Genomic DNA, 15190 nt, shown 5'->3' with positions numbered 1-15190 from the left:
ACATATTTGGCGAAGTGGTCAGGACTCGAACCCGCGCCCCTGGCGTGACAGGCCGGCAGCTCTTATAAAAAATAACCTACTGAACTTAATTGTGCATAACGTTAGGAAACTAAACTCAAATTTTAGACATAAAAAGCCCTTTTATCTTAAAGAGTCTAATGACAAGGGCTAATCTATTTGGCGGAGCGGACGGGACTCGAACCCGCGACCTCCGGCGTGACAGGCCGGCAGCTCTTATAAAAAATAACCTACTGAACTTAATTATGCACCACGTTAGGAAACCAAACTCAATTTTTAGACATAAAAAAGCCCTTGTCTAATGACAAGGGCTAATCTATTTGGCGGAGCGGACGGGACTCGAACCCGCGACCCCCGGCGTGACAGGCCGGTATTCTAACCAACTGAACTACCGCTCCTAAATTGTGTCATCCGTTAAAACAGATAATCAAAATCTAAGTAACTTAACTGGCGGAGCGGACGGGACTCGAACCCGCGACCCCCGGCGTGACAGGCCGGTATTCTAACCAACTGAACTACCGCTCCACTTAAGTTGCAGGGATAATAAAGTTGTAGGCAAAAACCGTCAACAGTTTTTTTAATATTTTGGTCTGTTTAGCTAAAAAACGTTCAACTCGCTTAAATCTTAGCTTATTTATGTTTATTTCTGTGATAAGTGAAAACATAAAATCGGTCGAATATTTATTTATCATCCGGCATTGATAAATCCAGATCATCAATAGACGGTTCAGCTTCATCATTTTTATCAGTTTCTTGTTCTAATCTTAATTTAGTTGCCGCAAGTGCTTTATTGAGCGCTTGTTTTTTACGCCAAATAATCAAACCCAGTATCCCGATAATCAATAACACGCCATTAATCGATACTATCCACACAATCGCTTTACTTTTAGCCGCCTCTTCTTCTAATGCGGCTATGACTGCGGCACGTGCAGCAAGCTCTTCAGCACTGGGAGGCGGCGCTGGTGGTTCTATTAAGTTAAAAAACAATTCGGGTAAATCTAATAGTATTTCTCGGCCATCTAACGTTGTAGAAGCTGCACTTCCCTTTATTCTGTAGCTGCCAAAATCTGTCACTTCTGGTAAGGAGATCAATGTTTCTGCAAATTCAATCTTATCTAACACCACTGGTAACTTAAGCCCGGCAGGGCCCACTATTTCAAAATGGAAATGGGTTTGTTCTAATTTAAGCACTTCATCATCAACTTTGACATCTATCTGCCAGACACCATTGAGCCTATCTTCTGGTTTAACAATTTCGACTTTTACCGGTTTTTCAGATAGATAAAATGGATAAGTCACTTCCCTTTGAAAAATATTATTTCTGGCAATAACGCTTAACGTGTAATTACCCCAAGGTTGATTCAGATTTTGCTTACCAGTAAAAATCCCGTCATCAGGTTTTTCATCCAAGCCTTCACCATTATCTTTATAAGAACCCACGGTAACTGTGCCAGTGGTAAAATTAGCATCAGTATTTATATGGTGACTGGCGAACTTTACTGTCCACTCAATCATATAATCTAAACCTGGCAACCTTACCGTCAAACCATCACCTAATAAGCGAGCAGTGACTTTTAGCCTTTCACCCTGAAACAAGGGCTGTGGAATGCGTTCGACATCAATTTCAAGGTTTGATACTTTTTGGATTGTTGAATTCGGTGCTAAATCACCCAGTAACTGCCAGGGTCCAGGCATAGGCTTCTGAATTTTAATCATGTCCCCCGTTATACCATCAACCCACTTAACCGTTTCTGGATGTCTTTCGGCATACCATTTTGAACCATCTGGCAATATAACGATGACTGGGGATGAACCATAGTTTCTCTGCACCAATAGTGTGAGCTCATCAACCATATGGTCGATGCGAAATCTATTTTGTAATTCACTTGCCTGCGAATAAGGAACAGCCGCCGCAAACTGAGGCGTTAGTGCTGCAGACAATATGAAAATAAGGGCAAGGCAGTATGATTTCATTAGCTTCATTGTTTAGGCTTCATCTCTCCAGATACATGAACCTGATTTAAGGACTAAATCAAGTCGTTGATCATGTGATACTAATTCATCGGCCGTAGCTTGAATCACTTTAAGATTAAACGCATTTTGATCAATTAATTGTATCCCACCCGCTTCTTGACCGGCCTTTTCATTAGACAGATTAAAACCAATCTGACCACCCGTCATCACTAAGTAAACATCTGCTAGAATTTCAGCATCCAATAATGCGCCATGATAGGTACGGCGCGATGTATCAATACCGTAGCGTTTACTTAATGCATCTAAGTTATTTTTCTGACCAGGATGTAAGTATTTAGCGATATCCAGAGAGTCAAGAATGGCGCATATATCAGCAGTTTTCGGGCCTTGTGGTCGCAACTGGCTAAATTCAAGGTCCATAAAACTCACATCGAACGGGGCGTTGTGCGCGACTATTTCAGCACCGTCGATAAAGTCGATAAACTCTTGAGCTATTTGATGAAATCGTGGTTCTTTCGCTACTCTTTCGTCAGTAATACCATGTACTTCAATCGCTTCAGGATCAATCATCTGCCCTGGATTGATATACTGATGATATGTTCTACCCGTTAACTTTCGGTCAATGACTTCAACACAACCAATTTCGATGATTCTGTGACCAATATAAATAGGCCCACCAGCTTGGTTCATACCCGTTGTTTCAGTATCTAAAATGACTTGTCGGCTAGCGCCAGAAATAATATTCATAGGTAACTCAATTAATTGGTAAAAATATAGGTATAATTGCCGAAATTTGTATTGCTCTTTGCATGGTAACAATTTGATGTCAGAACTAAAACTTATCAATATATTTACTGATGGCTCGTGTCTTGGTAATCCAGGTCCCGGCGGATACGGTATTGTAATGAAATATAAGCATCATACCAAAGAAATGTCTGATGGATTTTTATTAACCACCAACAACCGTATGGAACTATTAGCCCCCATTATCGCATTAGAAGCCTTGTATGAGCCGTGTAAGATAGTGCTCACCAGCGACAGCCAATATATGCGCCAAGGGATCACCCAGTGGATCCATGGTTGGAAAAAGAAAGGGTGGATTACTTCAACTAAAACGCCTGTCAAAAATGTCGACTTATGGAAAAGGCTTGATAAAGCTAGTCAGATCCATGATATGGATTGGCGCTGGGTTAAAGGTCATGCTGGTCATATTGAGAATGAACGCTGTGACGACTTAGCCAGAGAAGCCGCTGAAGCTAACCCCCAGCAAGAAGATGTTAATTACCAGCCAGATGCTAAATAGCATTCTTTAAAAAATTCTTATAACAAGATAAGTTCATATGCCTGCTAGTAAGGTGGGATAAGATTATATTTGTCTAGAATGTTTAGACCTCCCCGCTCTGCCTGCTGTTGATGCTGCAGCCCATTGCGGGTTTCTGGCCTTTTTCTTCTCGCGAATAGGCGTCAAAGGTGACTCCATTTTTCTTGCGACAATAAGATAAACACTCCCGACTCCGGGCAGCCATTTCTCAATTCTATTCTGCCACCAACGTCCCTGATCCATTTGACCAATCAATGGATGATAAATAAATCGTTCATCTTGAAGAATTTGATAGCCCAAAAGGCCAAGCCAATCTTTAACCCGTGCCGGCATAAAGAATTGTCCACTCCATGGTAACTGAGTTTGATACTTGGGCAATATCTTGCCGATAAATGCCGTACTTACAGGATTGAAGCCACAAATAAAAATGTAACCACCAGTAATTAAGACCCGGTCGACTTCACGTAATAAACGGTAAGGGTCTTGTTCAAATTCAATAAGAAAGCTCATTAAAACCGCATCCATCGAGCTAGTTTGCAATGGCAAGTGATGCGGGTCGGCTTTTATTGATGCGCCGTCTTGATCATGGATAGAGAAATGTCTGGCAATATTACAATGCAAACTCGAAACCTGACCACTTAAAGGACCAAGCTTTAATAAATGATAACCAAAAATTCTCGGCCACCAATTTGCCAGTTGTTGCTCAAGCGCTAATTGAATCTCATCACCACAAGGTAATTGTTGCCATTGTTGTGGTTTCTGATTTGACGACATCAACACTCTCCATTTTAAAAGCTTTCAATGATTATAACGATTTATCATTTTTTGTCGTTAGCATTTTGGTATCAAGAGTTATCATTCATCTCTTAGTTCAAAAACAGTTTCTCATTATAAAAGTTGTGCTATTAGAATTCATTTCAGTCACTGTGATTTTAGCGTCTAAACAGCAGCCATAACTAAAATAATGGCCAAGAGCCCTAACAACAGTCGATAGTTGGCCTTAAGCCAATTATCCGTTAACCTAGCACTCAAGATATTTTTATGGACTTAATCATGCTTTCAGTCATCAGAATTCCAGCTTTCAACGATAATTACATCTGGCTTTTTCACGCTAACAACTCAAATAAAGCTTATGTTGTGGATCCCGGTTGCGGCAAAAGTGTTCTTAATTTCTTAAATGACTCTTCATTAGAATTAGCAGGAATTTTAATCACTCACCATCATTCAGATCATACTGGTGGCATAGAGCAACTGCAGCTTGCTAATAATAATGCATTAATTGTTTACGGACCTGCATCAGAAAATATTACCGGCCTCACGCATCCATTAGAAGGTGAACAGCAATTATCACTTGAGTTTATTGAAGCGGCAGTCGATGTCATCACAGTACCAGGACACACTCTTGGGCATATTGCTTATCAAATAGCAGATAAATTATTTTGCGGTGATACATTATTCAGTGGTGGTTGCGGTAGATTATTTGAAGGTACAGCAAAGCAAATGTCAGCCTCACTGGGTAAACTTGCAATTTTACCCACTGAAACTGAAGTCTACTGTGCCCATGAATATACCGCGGCCAATTTAAAATTTGCACTTGTGACTGAGCCCAACAATCTCGCTTTACAGCAATATATTCAAACAGTGACGTTAGCGAGACAACATAATCAAGCTACGATTCCTTCTACCATTGGTACCGAATTAGCGATAAATCCCTTTTTAAGAAGTGACAGCGAAGAAATTAAAGCTGTGGTATCAGCCCATTTTAAAGTCGAAAAACCTTCTGATCTACAAACATTTACTCTACTCAGAGAGTGGAAAAATAACTTTTAAAAATTTGAGCTAGCCGCCATATAGCTAACTTAGCAAAGACATTGAAGTCAATTTACACTACAATGCCGCTTCAATTTTGACCATATACTTTTGGCTGACAAAATTTTTCAGCCTGTTTTGCAAGACTTAGGATTTATTTTTAGATGCAAAAACCTTTATACTTTTTTGTTGGAAGCTTAACTTTGTTGTCAGGGTGTCAAACTCTCACAACAGTTGAACAAGACCCTGCACCGATTGTCATCCAACAGCCCGCTGAATCAAAAAAAGCCATAGGAAAAGTTGAAAAACCTGTTGAAGTAACTGATGTTTGGCAAAGAATACGTCTGCAAATGACAATGCCAATTGATGATGTGAAACTGGTAAATCAATACCGAGACTGGTATCTAGCAAACCCAAGACATTTAGAAATCGTTTCTCAGCGTGCAGAACCTTATCTACATTACATAGTTGAAGAACTTGAAAAGCGTGATTTACCCATTGAATTAGCTTTGTTACCTATTGTGGAAAGCTCTTTTGACCCTTCAGCATATTCAGCCAGTGCAGCTTCAGGCTTATGGCAATTAACCACACCGATCTCTGATTACTTTGGCGTTAAAAGTGACTGGTGGTATGACGGTAGACGCGATGTACCTGCAGCAACAACTGCTGCGCTGGACTTTTTAGAATATCTATATGATAGAACTGGTCAAAACTGGTTATACGCTATTGCGGCTTATAATACCGGTGAAGGACGAGTTAATAATGCTGTTCGTCGTAATATAGCTGCTGGTAAAAGCACAGAGTTTTGGGCGCTATCTTTACCGCGTGAAACCCAGCGATATGTCCCTCAGTTAATTGCATTAGCTGATGTCATTCAACATTCTGAAAAATATGGGATTAATTTAACTCCTATCAGCAATGACCAACATATCGCCATTGTTGATACCCAAAGCCAGATTGATCTTAAGCTTGCAGCAGATCTAGCAGATATGAATATTAATGAATTGAAGGCGCTGAATCCTGGATTAGACCGATGGGCAACATCACCAGATGGCCCGCATACCCTTGTGGTGCCTTTTGATAAGGCGACAGTGTTTGAGCAAAAACTGGCAAAGCTTGATCCAAAATCTAAGTTGAACTGGCACAGATACCAAATTCAATCAGGTGATACTGTCAGTCAAATTGCGAAAAGATTTGATACTTCATCCTCGTTTATCCGATCAAGTAACGACCTTAAAAACAACAATATTAGAGCGGGAAAATATTTAATCATCCCTGTCCCACAGGAAGGTCAAAGCCTAACGACAGACCAATTACTTGCACAGACAACAAGTACGTTCTCTGTCAAATCTCGAACTCACACGGTGAAGTCTGGTGACTCCTTATGGGTTATAGCAAGGAATAATAATGTCAGCGTTGATGATTTAATTCGTTGGAATCGCTTATCTAAGAACGGAACATTAAGTATCGGCAAAGAATTAAAAGTTGGCTCGGTATCGTCAAAGCAAAATGCTGCTGAAAGAACGGTGAATTACAAAGTGAGATCAGGTGATTCATTAGCGAGAATAGCGACTAGATTTAATGTTTCAGTTGATGAGCTTATTCAATGGAATAAACTACAAAATACGAAATATATTCAACCTGGTCAGATGCTTAAGTTGATTGTTGATGTGTCTAAGGTTAACGCATAGATAATTGACTTTAAACTAGCATTGGTTTGGTATACACATAAAAAAACGGCAAGTTTAACTTGCCGTTTTTTATGTCTCTAAATCGAGTGTTAGTTCGATATCATTTTACGATCAAGGGTGTAGAACCTAGGTTCAATAACATCGCACCGCTATCATCAGATGACTTACCAGCAAACTTGACTTCAAAACGGTATCCAGAACCATTAACTTTACCCATGACGGCAGCCGGAACACTAAAACGGCTAACAATCGATTTAGTTGGCGCTAAGGTGACATCACGCAATGCTTGGGTATACATCATATCTTGTGAAGAAGACCACACCTTTTGACCTTTTTGATCATAAAGCCATAAATCAGCAGTCATACCTGAGTTAAAACGTATACGCACAGTTTCAGAGTGAGTATTGGTGGCTGTAAATGTCAATGACATAGCCTTGGTACTATCTGTATAAGGTTCAGCGTCTAACTGACCAGTTAAAAGAGTATGTGCCATTGTTGATACTCCAGCTCCTAGCATTATGGTTTTATCAGCCTTTACCACCTGATTAACCGTTGTTTGTTGAGCTTCAGCTGTAACGTCTGCGCTCGTTGCTGAACAACCCACCATTAAAATGCTTAAGCAACCTACTAATCGTTTCATTAAAACCCTCCTAATTTTTTAAATAAACTGTCTTTCAATTTATCTGTTTCACCCTTCAGTTTGGCATCAAACAATGCACTAGTATCTATGCCAAATTTAGGGTCTTGCATACTGCCTGTAATCGTAAGTGGAATATCAACACCTGCAAGTGCGCTATTATCGCCACCCTGACCAGCGAGTGATCCGACTAAAGACGTCGTTAATTTGTAATCAACAGTTTGTGTATCGATATTAGCACTGCCTTTACCACCTAGACGGATCAATGGCGATGCCATTGCAAGATCTGGGTTAGTGACAACAGCATTTTTCAAATCAAAGCTACCGGTTAGACTGGTAAAATCCGTTTTTAACTCTTCTTCATTACTCGCTGACAAGTCGCCTTTCAATTTATCTTCAGCACTACGGATCATTTGTGGAATGTTAACCCCATAAATAGAACCATCTGCAATTTCAAAATTGCCTTTTGCAAGTAGGTTTTTCTTCAAGTTATCTGGGATTAAACTCTTACCTGAACCAGAAACGGTAAAGTTAGCTGAGCCAGAGATTAAATCAATATCCGCAGCATCTTTGAGTAAAGGACGGAATTGTACACCTGATAAAGTTTCTTCAAAGCGATAGGTTGCGACTTTCTGACGACCATCAAGTTTTGCCGTGGCTTTAATGCTGCCCTCATACAAATTAGCAGAAAACTGAGTTAAATCAGCAACACCATCTTTTACTTTCGCCTTCATAACCCATGATTGAGTCAATAAGTTAGCCACTTTAATGGACTTGACCGTCATAGCTAATGTGAGATCGATAGTCTTTAAAGCGGATAAATCGGGTTCAACAGCTGGCTCATTTGAAGCGACCTTTTCCTCAGTTGTACTTTCTGTCGCTTCCGAAGCTGGCATTAATTTATCAACATCAATATCACCGACATCAATTTGTAAGTTAATTTTTGGTATATTAGTGCCGTAATTAACATCTAATGAACCTGTAGCGGTAATATCCATCGCTGACAGATCATTAATCACTACTTCTAAAGTCTTAGCATCCAAAGCAACATTAATATCTGTAGACAATTTGCTACTCAATGATTTATTAGGAATGGCTTCGCCGTTTACGTCAGTATTAATTGTAAAGTCCGCGATAGCTACCTTTGTCATGTCTTTGCTAATGGTTAACTGACCATCACCTTTACTTGCTACTGTCATATCAGGCATTTGTGCAGAAAAGTCATAAGCAAAATCGGCTGCATTACCCAGTGAAAACTTACCTAAGGTGAGACTGTTCAAACTGAAGACTTGCGTCGTGCCAGCTGCTTCATCAATAATATTAATGGTCGTGTTAGTAATAGATACACCACCAATTTGTAGACTTTGCAGTTCAACACTGTTACCTGTTGACGCTTCAGTTTCAGTAGCAACATTTTCTGAAGCGCTTTCTCCACTTAAACCATCAAAGCTAGTTGAGCCATCTTTTTTGGTCACCATATTCATGGTTAAACCATCAAGAGACAATTGAGCAATTTCAACTTCTTGGCTTAATAAAGGCATTAGCGACACACTGGCAATGGCTTCATTTACTTCCAATAAAGTACTTGGACTAAAGTTTTCTGGATTAGAAAGCGAAATACCGCCTAAGTTAATACCAAGAGAGGGAAAGAAACTCCAACTGAGATCTTCTTTGATAACGAAATCACGACCGGTTTGTTTTTTAACTGCATCAACTATTTGCGGTTTAAAGCTATTTGGGTCAAAAAATACCGTTAAATAAACAACCAGCAGTAATACTACGCCTGCCACAATACCTAATAGCCATTTAAGTGCCTTCATGTTTGCATCCTTGTAAGCAAAATTGATTTTATTTCTAAGATGGTGCTAATTTACCTAAGTTTAGCTTAAAACCGCTAAATCTAAAGGTTTTTCGGTAATAGCAATACCATTTCTATCTGCATATATCATCATAGTGGGTTTAATGATGACGCTAGCAATCTCGATATCGACGTTAACTTGGCCAACATCTTTCTTTTGTGTTTTTATTGGGTTTGCTCCAAGCGCTTGCACACCAATATCAATCGTGGCTAATGTACCAACATCTCTGACAGCACCATATATCACAATCCCTTCCCATTCGTTTCTGGCTGCAGACTCGGCAATCATGTCACCAAGTAATGCGCGTCGACAACCCCCACCACCATCAACAACCAAAACCTTACCTTTTCCAGGTGTGGCTAAAATTGATTTAACTTTTGAGTTATCTTCGAAACACTTAACGGTAACCACTTCACCAAAAAAGATACCTTTGCCACCATAGCTTTTCCAATTAGCTGAGATTAAATTCAACTGTGATTCGTAGTGATCAAATAAATCAGGTAATAAATCTAACATTCTTCACTCCCTGTACTAAAATAAATTGATTAATGGTTAATATAAACTTCATGCTCTATTGAAACAAATCATTAATCTGAATAGACTGTCGCTTATACTCTTTACTATTCATGGAAGAACAGAGTCGCCTTGCATCTATTGCACTCATTTACTCACAATCCTAAGTAGTTATTGATATGACTGATATAAATTTACAAAATGTAATTAACGCATTTGATGAATTAGATTTCGAAAATAGAACCACTAAGAATCTAGAGAATGCGCGTAACAAACAACAAATGAAAACCTATCTAAACTCACTTGATTATAGTGTACGTCGTTTAAAAATCTTAAATGAAGTCGTATCAGAGATGGTAGAAGAAAAGCAGAAAAACTCAATTAAACAAGAACAAATTCAAACCTATAAGTCTAAAATAATCCAACTTTCAAGAGAATACAAAATCTCTTACCAAGAGGTGATTAATATAATGGCGATAATTAAACAAGGTTAATGTCATATTAACTTTATGCACATCGAACTTCATTAGTAAAATGAATACCCTGGTTAAAATCCCCCTTTCAAATAGAATTTGATGTTGTCAAAATGGTAAATAAAAAACACTTTATTTCAGGCGAGTTATTATCCCAACCTGAAATAAAGTGAGTATTTATTTTATTAACGAAGATTAATCAATTAACCCTATACTTTAAAGTTATCGACTATTTCTCCTAGATGAGCTGAACCTTGGGCTATTTGTTCACTGCTTAAGGATATCTGTTCATTCTGCGCATTGTTTTCAACTGACATATCATTAATGCGGGTAATATTCATATTAAGCTCAGCAATAACAGAGCTTTGTTCCTCTGTTGCGCCCGCTATTTGAATATTCATTTGCGATATTTCACCAATGGAACCTTTAATGGTATTAAGGGCTGTAACCACTTTCTCTGTTTCATCAACCGCTTCATCAGACTGAATAATGGCTTTTTCTACCGATTGATTAACATTTTCAATCGCAATTCGAATGGCATCAATAATGCCATTAATCTCAGTGGTTGAATCTCGGGTGCGACTCGCCAAAGTCCTGACTTCATCTGCAACAACAGCAAAACCTCGACCCGCTTCACCAGCTCTAGCAGCTTCAATCGCAGCATTAAGGGCTAGTAAGTTAGTTTGCTCAGCAATACTGACAATCACTTCTAATATTTGACCAATTTGACTAGAACTAACTTGAAGCCCTTTGGCGACAGTTTCAGTTTTCTGAAGTTCGCTAGATAACAAACCAATTTTCGACATGGCATTATCAACAGTTTGAGCGGTATTATCAGCTTCCTTGTCAGCATTATTGGCACTGCTTGCCGCCATTTGAGCGTTAGAAGCAACCTCGTTTGCAGTCATCGACATTTCATTAATTGCAGTGGCTACATTCTCTGTTTCCATTTGCACATTGGTTGAAATTTGATTGGCTTCTGTAGAAACAGCAGAAAGGCTGGTAGCAAGGGTTTTACTGTTTGATACTGATACCGCAACAGAAGACACTAATTGCTGGATTTTATGGGTAAAGATATTGAAGTTGCTGGCAATTTTATTAAGTTCATCTTGACCATCTTCAGACAGTCGTAAGGTTAAATCACCTTCACCTTTAGCAATGTTCTCAAATGCTTTAATCGTTTGATTCATTGGCTCAGAAATACTTTTAGTAATGATAAATAATATCAATAATATTGGCACCCAAACCAGTAATAGCAGAATTAAATATTGAATAACAAACTCAGACTCTTGAGATTCAATATCATCAACATAAATCCCAGTTCCAATGACCCATCCCCAAGGCTTAAATCTTTGTACCACACTCATTTTAGGGCTGGGTGAATCTTGGTTCGGTTTATTCCACATATAGCTCACTGTGGCATGCTCGTTTGAATGGGTTCTTTCAAGCATTAATTGGAATAACGGAACGCCTTCTGGATCACGCATGGAAAGGACATTGGTATCAACAAGCTTCTTAGCAAAAGCATGCTGCACCATCACCCCTTCTAAATTGATTGTGAAAAAATACTCATTACCTGAATATCGTAAGTTGTCTAATGCTAACTTAGCAGACTTTTTCGCATCATCTTCAGGGAGAATGCCTGACTGAGCGAGTTGATAATATTGATTAATAACAGAACTTGCCGTGTTAACCAACGAGGTTAATTTAGCTTCTTTTTCATTAATTAACACATTATCAATGCGGTTGAATGCAAATAAAAACATCAAAATTGTGGCAATGATAGACACTACAAGCATTGCAATAAGTCGGTTTGAAATACTAGTTCGACGAAAGAAGAGATATATCGAGTTCATCAGTTTTCACCATATTATTAGAATAGAGACAAAACTTAATTTTGGCTTATTAGAGTATTTCCCTCTAAACCAATGGTAAGAAACCCATTACCAAAAATAGAGTATTACTCTTTAAAGCATTCAATAAATAAGCGCTTATTTTATTATCGACCAACTTCTAGATTTATTTAGCATTAACCTTATTGCTGTTAAAAAAATGTTACTTTCTGAGCGTACAACTAAAACTTGTTATATACAACTTATGACCCACGCAATTTTTTCACAAAAAAACCACCTAAATAAGGTGGCAGTAGTCTAAGCAACTAAATCTGCGCATCATCTACTCAAAGGAAGCTTTGGAAAAACATTGGGTTAGAATTATTTATGACCCCCATTAGCCCGAAAGCAATTATGCTCACCCTGCTAGCCGACATCACCAAAATCATAGAGTAAACCAGCTCCCTAGTAGAAGTTATATTTCAGAGCTTAGTTTTTTGAGAACCGTGCAAAAACAGACTGTTGATACGGATAAACTTACCGAACTTTTAATGACTAACATTTATTAATACTTTCTAACAATGGCTAGACTTAAAAAAGCATAAAGATTACGTTTATCATGACACTGTAGGACAAGTAAATTGGGGCGAAAATTTTGCACATCAACTTATGAAATATCTGAATAATGAATGCATAGTTGGACGATAGAAATATTCAAAACGTTACGTTAGCTTGAATCAATTAATTCTAATCACGAGCAGAGAACGACTTATCGTAAGTAACAATACCTGACGGGTTAGCACCTTGAAGTAACAAAGCTTGAAAGTATTCCACTGGAACATCAGGTAGAACTAGACCATCTATTGGCTCAAAACCAAATCGACGATAGTAATTAGGATCGCCAAGTAATACGCAGCCATTTGCGTTGAGGTTATTTAGCGCTTTAAGTGCGGCATTCATTAACTTAGAGCCAATTCCTTTATTCTGTTGCATTGGTAAAACTGAAATAGGGCCTAAACCATACCAATCACTTGAACCATCTGAAATAGATACTAGTGACAAAGCAACATGGCCAACTATTTGAAATGAGTCTTCTGCAATAAGTGAAACCGACAATACTCCAGCATTTCTTAGTGCATCTACAATAAATTGTTCAGTATGATCTGTATGGGGCGCTTCAAGAAATGCTGCAACGGTAGTTTGATGTATACCTTGAATATCGCTAGGTTTTTCTAGCCGAATGTTAATACTCATTGGAAATTTGTCCGATTAAAATGCTGGATAAGGTCAGGTATAACTTGTTGTGTGTGAAGTGTAATCATAACCAATAAATTAGCTATCTTGATTCCCTCATAAGCCATTGTTACCACTAAAAAGTTAACTTAAAATTGGTGTAAATAGTTCATTGACGCAAAATTCCCATTGTTAGCGGAGTCATTAAAGGACGTCTGTTGAAAGAATCTGTAAGCTCTCAAGAACCAACATAGTAATAAACTAGTTTAGGAAAGACTCCTGCTTGATTAGCTTTGTTGTTTAGTTATGTTTCTAATTGTTATTGCTATAGGTCTTTGATCATCCAAACATCACAACCGCCATGAATAGTACCTATAAGCGGTTTATCTAAGTGCGAGAACCCCATTTTTTCATATAATGAAATTGCTGAAGTCATTGATGCTAAAGTATCTAAATAACATTGCTTAAAACCCATCTCTTTTGCGAAATTAAGACATTGTTCCGTTAATCCTTTCCCAAGTCCAAAGCCCCTACTTTCAGGTAATAAAAATAACTTCCGTAATTCGCAAATTTCATCGTCGTCATTAAACTTCGCAATGCCTGCACCACCAACGATTTTATTATCAATTGTCGCTACCAGATAAACACTTTTATCATCGATATGATAATACTGACTCATTTCCTCAACTTCAGGATCAGATGGACCAAAACCTTCACCAACAGCGCCAAACTCTTCCCCGACACATTTAATAATTGATGCCACTTGGGAGTCTTGCTTTGGTATTATTGGAGATATAGTCATTTTCATCGCCACTTCTAGTTATTGATCACTAAATACAGATTAACAAATAACGCAGCAGTAGTTAACAACATGAATGACAATTTTAAGTCGATAACTATTAGCCTAGTTGCGCCTAGAATTGACGTTCTCAAAATTGCCTTGAATGCGTTAATCTAAATGGCAAATGAAAATGGTTAAATCAACTATGTAAACAGTGTTAATACATGGATGTTTAAAATGATCTAATGGGATAAGTTGATTTGAATACCTAGATGTAAGGTGTATATCTTAGGAGTAATTTAAAAAGAGGCGTCAATAAAACTATTAAATTGACTGATTAACAGCATAGAAAGCCTAAGCAGAAGCTATTTATTAGCTAACAATACGTAAATATTAAACAGATATTATAAGCAACAGGAAGATTGGAAGTGACTCTGAATAATCGAGTTATAGTTGATCAAGCAGCCACGACATGACTTGCTTTTTTCAGCGGATTAAGACGATTATGCATGACTTTGATTGTATCAAACTGATGTAATAGCTTTGTCTCGTTAAGTGGACATTCACGGGATAACACCATCACTAATGCAGCCTGAAGACTATTTTCAACCACCAATACTAATACTGTTTTGCCACTGGCATTCAGTGAAAATATTTTGCCTACTTCACAAAAAACACATTCTTGGCTGATATCAAAAAACCAAGACTTTGGCATTTGAGGTTTAAGCAAAAAATGAGCAGCTGTTGCATTAAGCGCAGTTTGCACCACTGCAGCATCTGAGATATTAAGTGCTTTTGGGAGTGTTTCAAGTAGATTAATATAGAATTTTGCGTGTTCCACGCTAAATTCTGATGTCATTAATGCATCAGGAATAAGAATTTTAGATTGATATGGGGTTAAGAACTCCATTTCGGAACCTAATGAAATACTTAATTTCTTAAAGTTTTCATTATATTCCCACTGCCAGTCCTTATTTGGCATTAATAACATTTTTAAATACCTACTTATAACAATACAAACTAATAATAGTTTATATTTCAGACAATAT

Annotated in this window: 14 protein-coding genes and 2 tRNA genes; 4 read left to right on the top strand and 12 right to left on the bottom strand. The window is 38.1% G+C overall.

Annotated elements, in window-relative coordinates; translation table 11 throughout:
• Window positions 1-339: 339 nt before the first annotated feature.
• The 4 genes from FPK91_RS01970 to dnaQ form a co-directional block, all read right to left on the bottom strand.
• Window positions 340-416, bottom strand: a tRNA-Asp gene (locus FPK91_RS01970).
• Window positions 417-466: 50 nt separating this feature from the next.
• A tRNA-Asp gene (locus FPK91_RS01965) sits at window positions 467-543 on the bottom strand.
• A 156-nt stretch (window positions 544-699) separates the two neighbouring features.
• Window positions 700-1992, bottom strand: a complete 1293-nt coding sequence (locus FPK91_RS01960) for a TIGR03503 family protein (RefSeq protein ID WP_227006657.1) — start codon at window positions 1990-1992, stop codon at window positions 700-702.
• A gap of 12 nt (window positions 1993-2004) precedes the next feature.
• Window positions 2005-2739 carry a DNA polymerase III subunit epsilon gene (gene dnaQ, locus FPK91_RS01955; protein ID WP_144207245.1) on the bottom strand — a complete coding sequence of 245 codons (735 nt, stop codon included), beginning with the start codon at window positions 2737-2739 and terminating at the stop codon, window positions 2005-2007.
• Window positions 2740-2815: 76 nt separating this feature from the next.
• Here dnaQ and rnhA point away from each other — a divergent pair, with 76 nt between their 5' ends.
• The gene (rnhA, locus tag FPK91_RS01950; RefSeq protein ID WP_144207242.1) at window positions 2816-3295 is read left to right on the top strand and encodes a ribonuclease HI; all 480 of its coding nucleotides are present in this window, start codon (window positions 2816-2818) and stop codon (window positions 3293-3295) included.
• A gap of 63 nt (window positions 3296-3358) precedes the next feature.
• Here the strand turns inward: rnhA and FPK91_RS01945 are convergent, their stop codons facing one another.
• Complete coding sequence (locus FPK91_RS01945) at window positions 3359-4087, bottom strand: class I SAM-dependent methyltransferase (RefSeq protein ID WP_144207239.1); 729 nt, start codon at window positions 4085-4087, stop codon at window positions 3359-3361.
• A 279-nt stretch (window positions 4088-4366) separates the two neighbouring features.
• On the opposite strand from FPK91_RS01945, the gene gloB reads away from it, so the two are divergent.
• A complete protein-coding gene (gene gloB, locus FPK91_RS01940) occupies window positions 4367-5143 on the top strand; it encodes a hydroxyacylglutathione hydrolase (protein ID WP_144207235.1) in 777 nt (258 codons plus the stop codon).
• Window positions 5144-5286: 143 nt separating this feature from the next.
• Window positions 5287-6813: a LysM peptidoglycan-binding domain-containing protein gene (locus tag FPK91_RS01935; RefSeq protein WP_144207232.1), complete on the top strand. Its 1527-nt coding sequence runs from the start codon at window positions 5287-5289 to the stop codon at window positions 6811-6813.
• A 100-nt stretch (window positions 6814-6913) separates the two neighbouring features.
• On the opposite strand, the gene FPK91_RS01930 is transcribed toward FPK91_RS01935, so the two are convergent.
• Genes FPK91_RS01930 through FPK91_RS01920 form a run of 3 tightly spaced genes read right to left on the bottom strand, consistent with a single transcriptional unit; the run spans window position 6914 to window position 9825 of the window.
• A complete protein-coding gene (locus tag FPK91_RS01930; RefSeq protein ID WP_144207229.1) occupies window positions 6914-7453 on the bottom strand; it encodes a BsuPI-related putative proteinase inhibitor in 540 nt (179 codons plus the stop codon).
• Window positions 7453-9270 (bottom strand): AsmA family protein, encoded by a 1818-nt coding sequence (locus FPK91_RS01925; RefSeq protein WP_144207226.1) that lies wholly within the window; start codon window positions 9268-9270, stop codon window positions 7453-7455. Before FPK91_RS01925 ends, FPK91_RS01930 begins: the two co-directional genes overlap by 1 nt.
• A 60-nt stretch (window positions 9271-9330) precedes the next feature.
• A complete protein-coding gene (locus FPK91_RS01920) occupies window positions 9331-9825 on the bottom strand; it encodes a putative 4-hydroxy-4-methyl-2-oxoglutarate aldolase (RefSeq protein WP_144207223.1) in 495 nt (164 codons plus the stop codon).
• A 176-nt stretch (window positions 9826-10001) separates the two neighbouring features.
• Here FPK91_RS01920 and FPK91_RS01915 point away from each other — a divergent pair, with 176 nt between their 5' ends.
• On the top strand, window positions 10002-10316 hold the full coding sequence (locus FPK91_RS01915) for a hypothetical protein (RefSeq protein WP_144207220.1): 315 nt from the start codon (window positions 10002-10004) through the stop codon (window positions 10314-10316).
• Window positions 10317-10504: 188 nt separating this feature from the next.
• On the opposite strand, the gene FPK91_RS01910 is transcribed toward FPK91_RS01915, so the two are convergent.
• The 4 genes from FPK91_RS01910 to FPK91_RS01895 form a co-directional block, all read right to left on the bottom strand.
• Window positions 10505-12151: a methyl-accepting chemotaxis protein gene (locus tag FPK91_RS01910; RefSeq protein ID WP_144207217.1), complete on the bottom strand. Its 1647-nt coding sequence runs from the start codon at window positions 12149-12151 to the stop codon at window positions 10505-10507.
• A 723-nt stretch (window positions 12152-12874) separates the two neighbouring features.
• Window positions 12875-13381 carry a GNAT family N-acetyltransferase gene (locus FPK91_RS01905; protein ID WP_144207214.1) on the bottom strand — a complete coding sequence of 169 codons (507 nt, stop codon included), beginning with the start codon at window positions 13379-13381 and terminating at the stop codon, window positions 12875-12877.
• Between the two features lie 304 nt (window positions 13382-13685).
• Entirely contained in the window at window positions 13686-14168 is a 483-nt protein-coding gene (locus FPK91_RS01900; RefSeq protein WP_144207211.1) for a GNAT family N-acetyltransferase, read from the bottom strand.
• A 430-nt stretch (window positions 14169-14598) separates the two neighbouring features.
• Window positions 14599-15132 carry a cell division protein ZapC gene (locus tag FPK91_RS01895; RefSeq protein WP_144207208.1) on the bottom strand — a complete coding sequence of 178 codons (534 nt, stop codon included), beginning with the start codon at window positions 15130-15132 and terminating at the stop codon, window positions 14599-14601.
• Between the last annotated feature and the right edge of the window lie 58 nt (window positions 15133-15190).

The organism is Shewanella donghaensis (assembly GCF_007567505.1).
In the GTDB taxonomy this organism is placed as follows: Bacteria; Pseudomonadota; Gammaproteobacteria; order Enterobacterales; family Shewanellaceae; genus Shewanella; species Shewanella donghaensis.
Note: the sequence above shows the minus strand (reverse complement) of the source record. Positions and strands in the feature narration are given on the sequence as shown.

Coding starts and splice junctions, on each gene's coding strand:
- FPK91_RS01905 (WP_144207214.1), bottom strand. CDS start 13,381: ATGAGTATTAACATTCGGCTAGAAAAACCTAGCGATATTCAAGGTATA.
- FPK91_RS01945 (WP_144207239.1), bottom strand. CDS start 4,087: ATGTCGTCAAATCAGAAACCACAACAATGGCAACAATTACCTTGTGGT.
- rnhA (WP_144207242.1), top strand. CDS start 2,816: ATGTCAGAACTAAAACTTATCAATATATTTACTGATGGCTCGTGTCTT.
- FPK91_RS01895 (WP_144207208.1), bottom strand. CDS start 15,132: ATGTTATTAATGCCAAATAAGGACTGGCAGTGGGAATATAATGAAAAC.
- dnaQ (WP_144207245.1), bottom strand. CDS start 2,739: ATGAATATTATTTCTGGCGCTAGCCGACAAGTCATTTTAGATACTGAA.
- FPK91_RS01925 (WP_144207226.1), bottom strand. CDS start 9,270: ATGAAGGCACTTAAATGGCTATTAGGTATTGTGGCAGGCGTAGTATTA.
- FPK91_RS01920 (WP_144207223.1), bottom strand. CDS start 9,825: ATGTTAGATTTATTACCTGATTTATTTGATCACTACGAATCACAGTTG.
- FPK91_RS01930 (WP_144207229.1), bottom strand. CDS start 7,453: ATGAAACGATTAGTAGGTTGCTTAAGCATTTTAATGGTGGGTTGTTCA.
- FPK91_RS01960 (WP_227006657.1), bottom strand. CDS start 1,992: ATGAAATCATACTGCCTTGCCCTTATTTTCATATTGTCTGCAGCACTA.
- FPK91_RS01900 (WP_144207211.1), bottom strand. CDS start 14,168: ATGAAAATGACTATATCTCCAATAATACCAAAGCAAGACTCCCAAGTG.
- FPK91_RS01915 (WP_144207220.1), top strand. CDS start 10,002: ATGACTGATATAAATTTACAAAATGTAATTAACGCATTTGATGAATTA.
- FPK91_RS01935 (WP_144207232.1), top strand. CDS start 5,287: ATGCAAAAACCTTTATACTTTTTTGTTGGAAGCTTAACTTTGTTGTCA.
- gloB (WP_144207235.1), top strand. CDS start 4,367: ATGCTTTCAGTCATCAGAATTCCAGCTTTCAACGATAATTACATCTGG.
- FPK91_RS01910 (WP_144207217.1), bottom strand. CDS start 12,151: ATGAACTCGATATATCTCTTCTTTCGTCGAACTAGTATTTCAAACCGA.